This window comes from Candidatus Lariskella endosymbiont of Epinotia ramella (assembly GCF_964019805.1).
Classification (GTDB): Bacteria; Pseudomonadota; Alphaproteobacteria; order Rickettsiales; family Midichloriaceae; genus Lariskella.
The window spans coordinates 1,071,704-1,086,825 of the sequence record NZ_OZ026472.1 but is presented as its reverse complement, the minus strand read 5'-3'; the positions used below and the strand labels follow the sequence as shown (position 1 = coordinate 1,086,825).

Genomic DNA, 15,122 nt, shown 5'->3' with positions numbered 1-15,122 from the left:
AGAGCCATTAAAATCTCCCATCAAATTTGATTATAAAATGAGCCATAGCTTCATTCCAGTTAGAGATAGGCATGGTCCATTTTTTGGTAATATAATCAATCGTTAGGTATAAAACCTTGAATACCGAATCATCATTTGGGAAAACACGCTTATTTCTTGTAACTTTTCTCAACTGACTATTCAGCGATTCTATAGCATTTGTAGTGTAAATTATCTTACGGATACTCTCTGGATATTGCAGAAATATTACAAGATTCTCCCAATTATTATACCAGGATTTTGCTATATGTGGATATCGTTTACTCCATTTCTTATCAAAAGATTCTAGGGCAAGATGCGCTTCATCTTCAGTAGCAGAGCTATAAATAAGCTTTAAATCTGATGCCAATAATTTTCTGTCTTTATATGATACATACTTCAGGCTATTTCTAATTTGATGTACTATACAAAGCTGATGCTCAGTTTTGGGATAACTTGCGCATATAGCTTCAGACATACCAGTCAGGTTATCACTACAGGCAATTAATATATCTTTTAATCCTCGATTCTTCAATTCAGTAAAATTACTAAGCCAGAATTTAGATCCTTCATTCTCACTTATCCATAATCCTAAAATATCTTTCCGGCCCTGTAAATCTATACCCAGCGCAACATATACTGATTTATTAATTATCTGTTTATCTTGCCTTACCTTAACTATTAAACAATCAAAATATACTATAGGATATAATGGTTCAAGAGGTCTACTCTGCCAAATTCTAACCTCATCAATTACATCATCTGTAACCCTACTAATTAAACTCTCACTAACTTCTGCTCCATATAATTCTTGTAATTGGATCTTGATATCAGACAAACTCATCCCCTTGGCATACAGAGATATTATCTTTTGATCTAAACCATCTATTCTTGTTTGATTCTTGGAGACAATTACAGGTGCAAATTTACCTTCTCTATCTCGCGGAATATTTAACTCGATACTGCCATTCTCAGTAATCAAATTCTTATTATAATGACCATTCCTGCAATTCTCAGTTTCAGACCTATCATATTTGTTATAACCTAAGTGTTCAGACATTTCTGCCTGCAAGGCTCTCTCCAAAATACTCTTCGTTAATTCCTTAATCAATCCATCCTGCTTCAGTACTGTCTTTAAATCCGCTCCTCCTTCTATCAGTAAATCTATCGCTTCATTTATTTTCTTATTCTTTTCTGTCTTCATTCTAATTACCTATATTCTTTATTAATTCCAAATATAGGCTCTACTATAATTTACACAATCTTTGATAAAGACCCGAGAGTTTAATTAGTAGGGTTACAGATGATGTAATTGATGAGGTTAGAATTTGGCAGAGTAGACCTCTTGAACCATTATATCCTATAGTATATTTTGATTGTTTAATAGTTAAGGTAAGGCAAGATAAACAGATAATTAATAAATCAGTATATGTTGCGCTGGGTATAGATTTACAGGGCCGGAAAGATATTTTAGGATTATGGATAAGTGAGAATGAAGGATCTAAATTCTGGCTTAGTAATTTTACTGAATTGAAGAATCGAGGATTAAAAGATATATTAATTGCCTGTAGTGATAACCTGACTGGTATGTCTGAAGCTATATGCGCAAGTTATCCCAAAACTGAGCATCAGCTTTGTATAGTACATCAAATTAGAAATAGCCTGAAGTATGTATCATATAAAGACAGAAAATTATTGGCATCAGATTTAAAGCTTATTTATAGCTCTGCTACTGAAGATGAAGCGCGTCTTGCTCTAGAATCTTTTGATAAGAAATGGAGTAAACGATATCCACATATATCAAAATCCTGGTATAATAATTGGGAGAATCTGGTAATATTTTTGCAATATCCAGAGAGTATCCGTAAGATAATTTACACTACAAATGCTATAGAATCGCTGAATAGTCAGTTGAGAAAAGTTACAAGAAATAAGCGTGTTTTCCCAAATGATGATTCGGTATTCAAGGCTTTATACCTAACGATTGATTATATTACCAAAAAATGGACCATGCCTATCTCTAACTGGAATGAAGCTATGGCTCATTTTATAATCAAATTTGATGGGAGATTTTAATGGCTCTAAAAAATTTACACAATCAATGAGAAAGACCCTAATATAATGCATTGTTAGGATCAATACTTGGCGCTAAACCTTTAATAATAAAACCTATCATGCAGATAATAAAAACGAACGCAAAGTGAATAACAGGAATGAATTTTATCACATGTGTTAATTGTTTAGAGGATGAAACCATTAAAAATCTCTGTATGTAAGGCCCACTATTAATTGGCAATATTGCATAGAATATTAGACTACAAAATAGAAATATGTTTTCTTTGTTTAAATCTAACACAACTAGATCTTGCGGAACAGACCTCATTATACCACTATAACCGCCTATGTCACGATATGCAAACGAACAAGCAATAGGTATAGCAATTATCAATATTACAAACTGAAAAACATCAGTAATTGCAACAGCTCTTATACCACCAAATGTAGAATAAAAAATCAGTATGGACATACCAACGCACATCCCAAGCACTTTTGGTACTTGTAAGAAATACTCTATAGCATATCCAAGCGCTAGAGCTTGCACTGATATCAGTCCTATAGATATCAATATAGAGGCAATATTAGTAACCCAACGACCTATACTGCCATATAATAGCGCCATAACATCGCCTATAGAAATACAACCAGAAAATCGATTTATATTTTTCGCAAAAACTATTAAAGTAATAAACCAAAGCAAAGGAGCTGTTAATTCAGTTATAGCAAAAAATAAACCAAGCTCATATACCTTACCTACAGCACCTACAACCTGTGGCGCCCCAATGAATGTCATGAAAATGGTAGACAATACGACAGTATCTGGAAAATAACCCGACCCTATAGTATACTCAGTGATTGTTTTAATTTTCTTTGATCTATATAACGCTAAAACTACACATAACACAAAATAGGTGAATATAATCAAAACATCTACAATATTAAGACTTCCCATATGAGACCGCTAATTCTATTATAAGTAGCAATTATCTTATAATAAAATATTAATATGTACATAGTATTTTTATATATTATCTAATTGATTACTAAGAGTGTACATTTATTGCATACAATACAAAATTAGATTTTAAAAAAGCTAGGAAGAATGCGGTAGCATGTCAATATGACGAATATACATAATGAAGACAAATCATTACTTGCGCTTACAATATATATTACAAAGGTTTCTTGGCTTTATTTATAGAAATTACCAAATTCCCTCTATTAAGTTACTAATAATTGCGCAATTGCCTTATAAACTTACAAATACTAGTCTTATAGGTATTAAATGTCAAATAATCAAAACCTAATCAATCTCTTTGAAAGACAAGCGACACTTTCACCATCTAAGATTGCTATCACATATCAAGATCAACAACTGACATACTTTGAAATTAACTCCAGGATTAACAGACTAGCACAGCATTTACAGTCATTACATATAGGGTATCATGACCGTGTTTGCATATATTTAGATAATTCACCAGAGTTGATCATTGCAATTCTCGCAGCCATTAAGATTCTTGCTACATATGTCATCATTAGCCCAGAGCTATCCAGCAAAAAGCAATGTTTCATAGTCAAAGATTCTAATTGCAAACTTATTATTTCAGAATCTCATTTAATCGAAAATTTTCACACATATGACTTGAAAGCAAAAGTTGTGCTTCTTGATGAAATACACAATGCTCTCATGCTGTATAGCAGCGAAAATCTATACTTCACTTATGATGAAAAAGAACACGATATTAATAGTCAGATACTAGCAATCTATTACACATCTGGTTCTACAGGTGATCCAAAAGGCGTGATGGTACGCCATATTAGTGTAGCAAGCAGAATTTTATGGCATTACAGAGAATACCCAAAGATAGAAGATGAAACAATACTGGCAAGGCACTTTATCAGCACAATATCACTTTTAGAAACTATCGGAGCTTTAATTTTCGGAATTAAAATTATTATAATGACACGCAATATCTGTAGGCATTTACCTACCATTAGATCAATTGTAGCAAATCAGAACAGTAATGTTAAAAGACTATGTTTTACACCTAATCTATTAGGAGTTTTATTAAGCTATGAACCGGAATTTATTGCAGGGTTCAGAAATATCAAACTATGGCGTATAGTTGGAGAAGCAATACATTATAGTTTGCTAGAAAAGTTCTTCATTCACTTTGATTCTGTTATCGTCAATCACTATGGACTGACAGAATTTGCAACACAAATAACAAAAAAATTAACAATTAACAACGAAAAAACAATCGCTTTTGCCAATACTGCATCAAACAGCGACACAAAAGTTTATGTGTTGAATAGTGACAATAACATAGCAAAAAATCATGAAGTAGGAGAAATATGTTTAAGCGGCAACGGCATCGCAGCAGGATACTTAAACTTACCAGAACTGACAAAACAAAAATTTGTTGATAACCCTTTTGCAATAGAAGGAATGACGGAATTCAATCAAATATTGAAAACCGGCGATTTAGGAAAGATACTCTCAAATGGTGATATTATATATGTTGGAAGATCCGACGATCAGATTAAGATCTGTGGGTATGCTGTCAATATAGCGGAAATAGAGAATGCATTAAAATTAAGTACAATCGTGAAAAATGCAGCTGTTGTTCTTGCAGACACAGGAGATAAGTATAACGAATTGGCAGCATATATAGTATGCTACCAAAAAATAGAACACGAAAAAGAGGAAGAAACTATAATCAAAGACATCAAATTACATTTAACAAAATATCTACCATATTATATGATTCCAAACTATTACATATTGTTAGACGAGCTTCCTGTGCTTACTAACAATAAGATTGATCGCAAGGCGCTGCCAACACTAGCCAGAACGCAGCAAGCTATCACTTCTAAACAATCATAAAATCAAGCTATATACCGCAGGCAAATGAAGAGTTGGTATTTAACTTGCGTATATACAAAGTTAGACTTCAAAAAGAGCTAGGAAGGATAGGAGACGCATGTGTACGCACTACTCGCAAAGCCACTTGCGCAGACCTTTTTTGCTTCATTTTTCATATTACTTCGTCCGTCCACCAAAAATTGATTTGCATAGCAAATAAATTTTTGACGGATAGACTATAAACAATTACTTAATACAACAGAACCTAAAGTGCACAAGCTTTAAAAAAACCTACGGCGCCTAGTTTGCGGCTGTGGCTTATTATTAGAAGGACGACTAGGAGCTTGATTCCCTTGAGAAAACTTTTCAATCACAACTGCCTCCTCATCGCCACTTTCAACACCACTATCAGGCTCTCTAGCGAGTCTTTCAGCAACTTCAGGAGCAAGATAAATTTGATTCAAATTACGCATTGTGAGCTTTATCCTTCCATTTTTTTCAAATGCTACTATGCGTACTACAACTTTATCGCCTTCCTGAAGCACATCCTCAACTTCAGCAATATAATGATTACATATCTCACTAATATGAACCATACCTTCAGAATTCCCTAAAAACCTAACAAAAAGACCAAAATTTGTAATCTTTACAACAGCGCCATCATATATTCCACCAACCTCAGGCGATGTCACTATATCTTTAATAATTTTTGTAGCAATCTCGATAGAATCTTTATTAGGCCCAAATATAGTTAACGTCCCATCAGGTGCCACATCTATCTTCGCACCACTTTTTTCGCAAATCTCTCTTATTACTTTGCCACCAGCTCCAATCACCTCTCTAATCTTTTCTTTATCTATCATTATATTAAGAATTCTTGGAGCAGAAGGACTAAGCGTAGCTCTAGTTGTCTCGAGAACTTCACTCATTTTTGAGAGTATATGATTAATGCCAACAACAGCTTGAGATATTGCTTTTTCCATAATGTCTCTATTAATGCCGCAAATTTTAATATCCATTTGTAGAGCAGTAATACCATCTTTTGTTCCAGCAACTTTAAAATCCATATCTCCTAAAAAATCTTCATCACCCATAATGTCAGAGAGAATTGCAAACTTCTCACCTTCTTTAACAAGACCCATTGCGATACCAGCTACTGGCAATTTCACTGGGATTCCAGCAGCCATCATCGCAAGAGATGATGCGCAAACCGTCGCCATTGACGAAGATCCATTAGATTCTGTAACTTCAGATACAAGCCTTATTGTATAAGCAAAATCTTCTTTTTGTGGAATTACAGATTGAAATGATTTATACGCCAGACGACCATGACCTATTTCCCTCCTACCAGGAGCTCTTAAAGCACCGACCTCTCCAACAGAATAGGCAGGGAAATTGTAGTGCAACATAAAGTTTTCGAATCTATTCCCTGTTAAATCATCAGTCATCTGCTCATCATCAGCTGTACCAAGCGTCACAACAGCTAAAGCTTGCGTCTCTCCTCTAGTAAACAAACTAGAGCCATGAGCTCTTGGCAGAATATCAATATCTATTGAGATATCGCGTATCTCACCATGTCCTCTTCCATCTATACGGGTAGCATCATCCAAGATTTTTTTACGTACTATCGCACGCTCTAACAACCCAAAAGCTGTCATATATGGCAGTGGAGCAAAATCTTCTTGCTCCGCACATTTTTCGCGAACATAAGATTTTAGTTCTTCAATTTTTTGACGACGACTCTGCTTTTCTGGAATTAAATATGCTTCAGCAAGCTTCTTACCTACAAGACCCTTCACTTGCTTAAGGATGCTAGAATAATTCTGCTCAATATGTTCAGATTTTTTTATACCTATTTCCTTAGCAAATTCCTTGATAAGATCTACAACGACTTTGAGTTCGCTATGCCCAAACTCTATTGCCCCTAACATCTTATCTTGTGGTAATTCTGCAGCTTCTGACTCAATCATGAAAATAGCTTCATCAGTTCCAGCAACAACAAGATCTAATTCCTTACGATTTTTCTGTGCCGCAGCAAATTGTATGAAATAATCACCATTCGTATATCCAACTCTTGATGCAGCTATCACGTCTTTGCAAGGTATATCTGATATCGCTATAGCAGCTGATGCACCAATCACTGATAAAATATCTGGGTTATACTCAGGGTCATATGATAGAACAGTACAAATAACCTGAACTTCATTGTGATAATTTTTTGGGAAAAGAGGACGCAGCGATCTATCGATCAGCCTTGATGTTAAAACTTCACGCTCGCTATTTTTCCCTTCCCTCTTTATAAAACCACCAGGAAATCTGCCATCTGCATAAAATTTCTCTTGATAATTTACAGTTAAAGGAAGGAAATCTATCCCTTCCTTTGGTGTTTTCTCCGCCACTACAGTTGCCAGAATCATTGTGTCACCCATTTGCACAATCACAGCACCACTAGCCTGCCTTGCTATTTTTCCAGTCTCCAACTTTAAAGTCGCATTACCCCAAATTGTCTCTTTTGTCACAATATTGAACATCTAAATCCTTACCAATACATCTAAAAAATTATAAATTAACCTTAATAACTTGACACCTATAGCATGTTTCAATATTTAATACGATACGACGCAATCGGTTAATTTTACAAGAAAACAAGGCAAAAAATATAGCCTATATCAAATAAGCCGATTTTTTATCGTTGTCAATTTATAAAATTGCTCACAGCTTAATGTGTCACATAAAAAATAAAGTTTTATTTCTATAACACTGTTGAGATAACAAAATCTCTATAATAATAAATCATTTTAGCTGTATGCACCGCATTCGAAATATGACAAGCATATGAAATTGAATACCTCAGTTTAATCTTCCACTATTACCTAGCTTATAAAATAAAAACGCAGCAAAGATCGAAGTAGCAGTAATTTTTATACTTACGCGATTTCGATTTAGAAGATTTTCGAATTCATACTCAAACGATATCAAAACATCCTAGATATGAACTATCAATAAGCATAACTAAATTTCGCACCTTTAAAATGCAATACGCAGGACACAAAATTCAAAATATTCATACAGAGCCAGCACCTTAAAAATATTAAACCTAAATCTGGGTAAAACTCTTACACACTCTATACAACAAGCAGCAAAACCCAAATTTTATAGATAAATTTTTTAAAACAAAAACAGCAATAACACAAGACATAACCAGTACACCGGATTTCACTAGCACATATTGCGCAAGCTAGATTATGTGATCTAGCACTTTTAGAAAGTTAAAAGCACAACAAATACAAGACAACCTCCACAAAACTCGTTTCATACTTCTATAACAAACTCCGATATTTTGACATACCATGTCAAAAATCTACACTTTTTTGAAGCAACTTTCAAAGTAAGAATTTATAACCACTCTGGCAAAATACCAACCTTTATTTGCAAGCAGTATACAAGTTTATTTTTAGATTGTCGAACGCGAAATTCGATTCACTTATACATATAAAACATATTAAAGCTGCTTAAATTTCCTGTTCTACATTTTTTTTTAAGATCAGTCTTAGTATATACATTAAGTAATACAATTAATTAAACTTATTAAACGCTTTGTATAAGACAAATATCTATTTACAAAATATATGAACAACTCATGAAGCCCTTAGTATAAATAAATTATATTATGCCAAAAGCTTACATTATCGCAACTCATACATCTTCAAAAAATATTCTCGAAAACTTCTACTCATATAGAGGAATATAAGCATTCTGCATATAGATCATATACTATGTGAATTTCATAATATAATTTCAAAGCAACAATACTCTAAAACTCAAGTCAAAATAATAAAGCATCTAAACAAGCTCTAAAACATATCAACTACTATATATGCCAACACGTGTTGAACACCGTTGTTATATATAATATCACTCGCCTAATCAGTGAAGAAAAAAAGGCAATATAAAAAAGCAAAATGTACAGATAAGAATATAAGCTTAAAATAGATAAAAAGATTCAATACATCTTTAATCATCAGCTTTATATCTAAGTGTAAACAATACTTTCACAGGTATCTGTTAAAAATACCTGCTTTTCAGCTAAGCATTCCTACACTTATGACGCTAAGACAGCCAACTGAAGCTAAAATAGAAAAACATTCAAACAACTCGCAAAAAATCTTATATAATAAGCACTGCACGCGAGCACAACAGTGTCATATACTAGTCATACTTTTCAAAATTAGCGTTGTTAAAATGCTACTGATGTAATCTTGTATACACATGTGTCACCATTCTTCCTAGCTCTTTTCGAAAATTAACTCCATATATAATATAATCAATATCAACTCTTCATTTACTTGAGGCATACCACAGGTTTAGTCTCACAGAAAAAAGAGATAATCAACTTGCACCTTAAAAAATTTAGTGCTCATAATGACCAGTCACACACTTATATCACTAAAAACCTTCAGGATTTACACTAAAGTGCAAAGAAAGCATCATTTATACGTTTAAGTAAAGATTTTATTATGCTTTACTTTTTATAATCCCAAAAGCTTTAAACAAGTTGTGCTCCACTCAATTTTTCACTTCTTAACAAAACTTAGTTCTTCTAAAGTCACTCAATCATTAACATATTATGCACACTACATCCCTTGAAATTTTTGCTATTCTTTCAATATATCTCAAAGGTAAAATATATTAGTGAGTGTAACAACTTGATATTATTAACTTCACCAAATTTAATTAGTCTGCCCGTCACAAATCGATTTGCTATGCAAATAAATTTTTGCGGAAAGTCGAATGTACAAAAATTAGCTTTGGAAGCGGCCATTCACTAATTTTCGGATATATCATTTCTTATACTTGCAAATACTACTTAACAAAATCCATAAGGGTTTTGACAACTTTGCCACTTTTTCTGTTGGACTTTCAGTGCATCATAATTGCTTGCAAGCCAATATCAATCCTATGCTTAGAAAGTTATGGCGCAAGCGACTAATTAAAGCTATAAGCAACTCAACTGCAGAATCATTATCACGTCTCTGAACAAAAGCACAACTACACAAGGCAGAGATACTACACTCAAACTCAAGCACCTTTTCCTCTAGATCAGTAAGCTTATTTACGCAACCCAAGTCTTGTTATAAGCGCTTTATGTCTTGCTGGATTTTTACTTTTAACATATGCAAGTAATCTCTTACGCTTATTTACAATAACAAGCAACCCTCTGCGTGCCTGAAAATCCTTAGGATTCGCATTAAAGTGCCCAGTAAGTGCCTTTATTTGTGCAGTAAAAACAGCACATTGAACCTCAGGCGACCCAGTATCTGTGGAAGAACTCCCATACTCCTTAATCAAAGAAGCTTTATCTTCTTTTTTTATCGACATCTAAATAAACCCCTACAAAACTGTTATAAATTAATGTAATCAGCAAAACACACGCTTGCTTGATAAATACTTGTCATTTATTCTACACATAAACTGCAAAAATAAGCGCAAAATAGGCGGAACTAAGATGTCGTCCAGCAACCGCTATTAAATCATGTGTATAAGGAACTGACGCAGCACGTATTATGCAACACTTCTACTATATAATCCAGTAAAAATCCTGCGACACTACAATAATTTTCATGCAAAACAATATGACTTAAAATGTAAGTAGGACTAAACAATTGAAGCGCAATAATCTAAAATCCTACTGCAAGCAACTCTTAAATTCTCGTTACTTGTTGCAAATGAGATTCTAAAGTAACTTGGCATCCCAAAAGCACTTCCAGGAACTACAGCAACAAGACCTTCTTCCAGAAGTCCAGAAGCAAAATCTATGTCATTAGCTATCTTCCTACCGCTACTTGATTTTTTCCCAATCGCAAACGTACAACTTATAAATAAATAAAATGCTCCATCTGGTATAACATAACTGAGAGCAGGAAAATCCTTTAATAATTTATTTACTAAAGTAAGGCGCTCTTCAAAAAGAGCAGCTCCTTGCTTAACGCAATCCTGAGGCCCCAAAAGTGCAGCAACCGCAGCAGCCTGACTAATAGAGCATGGATTAGAAGTGCTCTGCGATTGTATCATAGACATTGCTTTTATTAACTTCTTATTACCTGCACCGTAACCTATCCTCCAACCAGTCATAGCATAAGACTTAGAAACACCGTTAACAGTGAGAATTCTATCTTTTAAGTGAGGCACAACCTCAGCTGGAGTTGAGAATTTGAAATTGTTAAATACTACATGCTCATATATATCATCTGAAAGAACATTCATATTTTCATGTTTAGATACAACGTCCATCAAATCTCTTAACTCCGATTCAGTATATGCAGAACCAACAGGATTACTTGGAGAGTTTAATAACAACCACTTAGTTCTAGAAGTAATCGCTTTCTCCAGCTGAGATGGTAATAATTTAAAATTATTTTCAATGCCACACTGCACAACCTTAGGCACACCTTGAGCAAGCAATACCATGTCTGGATATGAAACCCAAAAAGGTGCTGGAATTATCACCTCATCACCTGGATCTAAAGTAGCAACAAAAGCATTATATATAACCTGCTTAGCACCAGTACATACTATAATTTCATTATTACTATAGCTTATATTATTCTCTTTAGAAAATTTATGCGATATAGCGCTTTTTAACTCTGCAGTGCCATCTACAGCAGTATACTTTGTCTTCCCAGCTCTAATTGCAGTAACTGCAGCCTCTTTTACATGTTCTGGAGTATCAAAATCTGGCTCTCCAGTACTCAAGCTTATAACATGCAGTCCTGAAGACTTCATGTTTGCAGCTTTTTCTGCAACAGCTAAAGTCGGAGATTCCTTTATTTTTTTCAAATGCTCTGCAATCAACATATTATTCATATAAAAACGAAAAAAAATTATTCCCAAAGCTTCAAAGCGCCTACTTCTACGAATTTTGATATAACCTCAGGAACCATTATATAAAGCATATTGAACAATACGCCAAGCAAAATCATAAATTTTAACAACAAACTCTTTAACTCCAGATTATCTGAATCACCGTCATCAAAATACATGACTTTAACAACTCTTAAGTAATAAAAACTACTAACGGCTGCACAAACAACAGCAAACACAGCAGCTGGATATAGTTCCTGCTTCACAACACTCAACAAAACAAAGAATTTTGCAAAAAAGCCTGCAAACGGTGGTACCCCAGCCATAGAAAACATAATAACAGATATAGAGAAAGCAAGCACAGGATTATTCTTGCCGAGTCCAGCAAGCTGTTTGATATTTTCCTTTTCTTCTCCGTTTTTAAAACGCAGTGCAAAAAGTATTGCAAAGATTGTCGCAGTCATTACAAGATATATAATGGTGTAAGTAACTGCGCTGTGTATACCAGCAAAATCGCTTGATGCAATCGCAAGAATAATAAATCCTATGTGTGCTATGCTGCTATATGCTATAAGCCTTTTTATGTTTTGCTGCATAATAGCACCAAATGATCCTATAGCAAGCGAAGCGATGGAAGTAAATATTGCTATTCTCTGCCACTCTTCAACCAAGTCAAACATTACTCCATACAACAATTTTATAAAAAATAACACAACGGCTGCTTTAGAAGCAGTTGCTATAAAAGTCGTAACTATTGTAGGAGAACCTTGGTAAACATCAGGTGTCCACATATGAAAAGGAGCAGCCGACATTTTAAAACAAAATGCGACTAATATTAACACCATCCCAACTATAAAACCAATTGGCACACTGCTCAAAGCACCATCCTGTGCGCTTAAACTTGCACTTGCCGCGCTAGAACTTAGATAATATTCTCCTATACTATCAAAATTGATACTTCCAGCAAAACCATATATCATGGAGCAGCCGAATAGATAGATACCAGAAGCTAGCGCACCTAATATGAAATATTTGAGCGCAGCCTCAGAAGCTGTAGGACTATCTCGTAGGTAAGCAACTATAACATAAGTAGCAAGACTCATTAGCTCAAGAGCAAGGTAAAGCACAAGTAAATCATTAGAGCTAATAACTAGCATCATTCCAACAGTAGAAAATAACATCAGTACAAAAACTTCAAATGGCATTTTCTTTATATTATCGGAAGAAACAGCTATCAACATACTACCTATCACAGATAGCAATATAATATACTTCGCACTTACAACAAAAGAATTGCTTTCTATGCTATTTTCCAATGCTGTCTTCTCAACTCCTGAGATTAAATGTAGAAAAAACAGTGTCACAAATAACATTGCTATAGAGAGATACCCTACATGCCTAGAAAATACAACATTTCTCTCGCTAAAATTGGAAAATCCGCTACAGAGTGCAGAATTCTGCGAATTAGACGTGGATATATTACTTCCTCTACAAAATATTCCGTAGAGCAGCGTCATGATAGTACCTAGTACTAGAATCGCTTCCGGGATCAATATATCTATATCACGTAAAATATAACTCATCGTTTTTAATAAATATTTGTATTTCTAAAATACTACTCCTTAAAACAAGGTAGAAAAAGCCTTATTTATAGCAATCATAACGGTCGAATCTCTGACTACTTCTTTTGTGATTTTATATCACCATTGCAAAGTAAATAATTACTTCAGATAACATATAAACCCATGTAAACAGCCAAAATCATAATTTACTTTTTATTTGATTTTATCTGCAACACAGAAATCAACTCATCGGAGATCCCTGAATTTTGCATCGAAACTGCAAATGGCTCAACGATTTTCCAGGTCGACTGTTGTATGCCACTTGTTATAATGCTTGGATATATGCCAATAGCCACAACAACAATAGCAAGAGAAGAAAGCACAAATTTTTCAAGCGATACACAATCTTTGATCGCATTCACATTTGAGTTTAAATTACCAAATACAACACGAGCAACCAGCCATAACATATATGCAGCACCAAGCACCATACCAAGAGCCATCAATGCACCATATATATGACTATAATCAAATGTAGATGCAAGAATCGCAAATTCACCTATAAAACCTGAAGTGCCAGGAAGACCACACGATGCAAAAGATAATAACACTAAAAACAATGCAAAACTCGGCATCCTCTCAGCCAAACCGCTATAAAACTTAATTTCCTTAGTATGAGCACGTTCATAAAGCACACCAACGCACACAAATAAACCTGAAGAAATTAGTCCATGGCTAATCATTTGGAAAACAGCACCACATACTCCTTCAGGCTGCAGAGTAAAGATTCCAGCAGTAACATAACCCATATGCGCAACTGAAGAATAAGCGATTAACTTCTTCATGTCAGATTGTACCAATGCAACAAAAGACGTATATATTACAGCAATGATGCTTAGAACAAAAACCAAGTCGGCAAAGTATTGTGAAGCCATCGGAAGCATAGGAACAGAAAATCTCAAGAAACCATATCCACCCATCTTAAGCAAAATCCCAGCTAGCATAACAGAACCTGCAGTTGGCGCTTGAACATGCGCATCAGGAAGCCAAGTATGAACAGGCCACATAGGAATCTTTATTGCAAACGATATGAAAAATGCTATCCAAAGCCACTTTTGAGTATCAAGAGTATACTGTGGCAATATATGCACAATCTCTTGCATATCGCTAATTTCCGTTGTGAAATATATGTAGAGCACACCGATGAGCATTAAAACAGAGCCAAAAAACGTATACAAGAAAAATTTATACGCTGCATAGACTCTATTCTCTCCTCCCCAAACTCCTATAATTAAAAACATAGGAATCAGCACTGCTTCAAAAAATAAGTAGAATAAAATAAGATCTTGAGCAACAAAAACACCTATAACCAGAGCTTCCAGCAATAAGAATAAAGCAAAGTATTTTTTTACACCTTTTTTTATAGAATTCCAACTAATCACAATGCATAGTAAAGTCAAAAATGTCGTGAGTGGAATAAAATATAGAGATACGCCATCAATACCTAGTTGATAGTATATATTATAAGACGGCATCCATTCATACTTCTCGATAAATTGCATGGAGTCCGCTGAGTAATCAAAGACAAGTAAAAGATATACAGATAACAAGAAGCTTGCAATAGCAAATACTGATGCGAAGCACTTAATTATATAAGCATTATCACTCGATTCTTTGATGAGTAGTAGCAGCAAAAAGCCACACAATGGCACAATCAATAGTAATGATAAGATTGGAAGCTGTTCTATCTGCAT

Annotated in this window: 9 protein-coding genes; 2 read left to right on the top strand and 7 right to left on the bottom strand. The window is 34.3% G+C overall.

The window, feature by feature from the left end; translation table 11 throughout:
• Positions 1-7 precede the first annotated feature (7 nt).
• A complete protein-coding gene (locus tag AACL20_RS04660; RefSeq protein ID WP_339051785.1) occupies positions 8-1,222 on the bottom strand; it encodes an IS256 family transposase in 1,215 nt (404 codons plus the stop codon).
• 83 nt (positions 1,223-1,305) lie between these two features.
• Between AACL20_RS04660 and AACL20_RS04655 the strand changes: the two genes are divergently transcribed.
• A complete protein-coding gene (locus AACL20_RS04655) occupies positions 1,306-2,094 on the top strand; it encodes an IS256 family transposase (RefSeq protein WP_339052681.1) in 789 nt (262 codons plus the stop codon).
• 37 nt (positions 2,095-2,131) lie between these two features.
• Here the strand turns inward: AACL20_RS04655 and AACL20_RS04650 are convergent, their stop codons facing one another.
• On the bottom strand, positions 2,132-3,028 hold the full coding sequence (locus AACL20_RS04650; RefSeq protein ID WP_339051834.1) for a sodium:solute symporter family transporter: 897 nt from the start codon (positions 3,026-3,028) through the stop codon (positions 2,132-2,134).
• A 333-nt stretch (positions 3,029-3,361) separates the two neighbouring features.
• On the opposite strand from AACL20_RS04650, the gene AACL20_RS04645 reads away from it, so the two are divergent.
• Positions 3,362-4,966 (top strand): AMP-binding protein, encoded by a 1,605-nt coding sequence (locus AACL20_RS04645; protein WP_339051833.1) that lies wholly within the window; start codon positions 3,362-3,364, stop codon positions 4,964-4,966.
• A 260-nt stretch (positions 4,967-5,226) separates the two neighbouring features.
• Here AACL20_RS04645 and pnp read toward each other — a convergent pair whose 3' ends face one another.
• The 5 genes from pnp to AACL20_RS04620 all read right to left on the bottom strand — a co-directional run bounded on the left by pnp (position 5,227) and on the right by AACL20_RS04620 (position 15,122).
• Complete coding sequence (pnp, locus tag AACL20_RS04640; protein ID WP_339051832.1) at positions 5,227-7,476, bottom strand: polyribonucleotide nucleotidyltransferase; 2,250 nt, start codon at positions 7,474-7,476, stop codon at positions 5,227-5,229.
• Between the two features lie 2,578 nt (positions 7,477-10,054).
• Positions 10,055-10,324, bottom strand: a complete 270-nt coding sequence (gene rpsO, locus AACL20_RS04635; RefSeq protein ID WP_339051831.1) for a 30S ribosomal protein S15 — start codon at positions 10,322-10,324, stop codon at positions 10,055-10,057.
• 276 nt (positions 10,325-10,600) lie between these two features.
• Positions 10,601-11,809, bottom strand: a complete 1,209-nt coding sequence (locus AACL20_RS04630; protein ID WP_339051830.1) for a pyridoxal phosphate-dependent aminotransferase — start codon at positions 11,807-11,809, stop codon at positions 10,601-10,603.
• A 17-nt stretch (positions 11,810-11,826) separates the two neighbouring features.
• Positions 11,827-13,389, bottom strand: a complete 1,563-nt coding sequence (locus tag AACL20_RS04625) for an NADH-quinone oxidoreductase subunit N (RefSeq protein ID WP_339051829.1) — start codon at positions 13,387-13,389, stop codon at positions 11,827-11,829.
• Between the two features lie 185 nt (positions 13,390-13,574).
• Complete coding sequence (locus AACL20_RS04620) at positions 13,575-15,122, bottom strand: NADH-quinone oxidoreductase subunit M (protein ID WP_339051828.1); 1,548 nt, start codon at positions 15,120-15,122, stop codon at positions 13,575-13,577.

Bases quoted from the DNA above. Each gene is read 5' to 3' on its own strand.
- AACL20_RS04660 (WP_339051785.1), bottom strand. From the start codon at position 1,222: ATGAAGACAGAAAAGAATAAGAAAATAAATGAAGCGATAGATTTACTG.
- AACL20_RS04650 (WP_339051834.1), bottom strand. From the start codon at position 3,028: ATGGGAAGTCTTAATATTGTAGATGTTTTGATTATATTCACCTATTTT.
- AACL20_RS04645 (WP_339051833.1), top strand. From the start codon at position 3,362: ATGTCAAATAATCAAAACCTAATCAATCTCTTTGAAAGACAAGCGACA.
- pnp (WP_339051832.1), bottom strand. From the start codon at position 7,476: ATGTTCAATATTGTGACAAAAGAGACAATTTGGGGTAATGCGACTTTA.
- rpsO (WP_339051831.1), bottom strand. From the start codon at position 10,324: ATGTCGATAAAAAAAGAAGATAAAGCTTCTTTGATTAAGGAGTATGGG.
- AACL20_RS04630 (WP_339051830.1), bottom strand. From the start codon at position 11,809: ATGAATAATATGTTGATTGCAGAGCATTTGAAAAAAATAAAGGAATCT.
- AACL20_RS04625 (WP_339051829.1), bottom strand. From the start codon at position 13,389: ATGAGTTATATTTTACGTGATATAGATATATTGATCCCGGAAGCGATT.
- AACL20_RS04620 (WP_339051828.1), bottom strand. From the start codon at position 15,122: ATGCAGATAGAACAGCTTCCAATCTTATCATTACTATTGATTGTGCCA.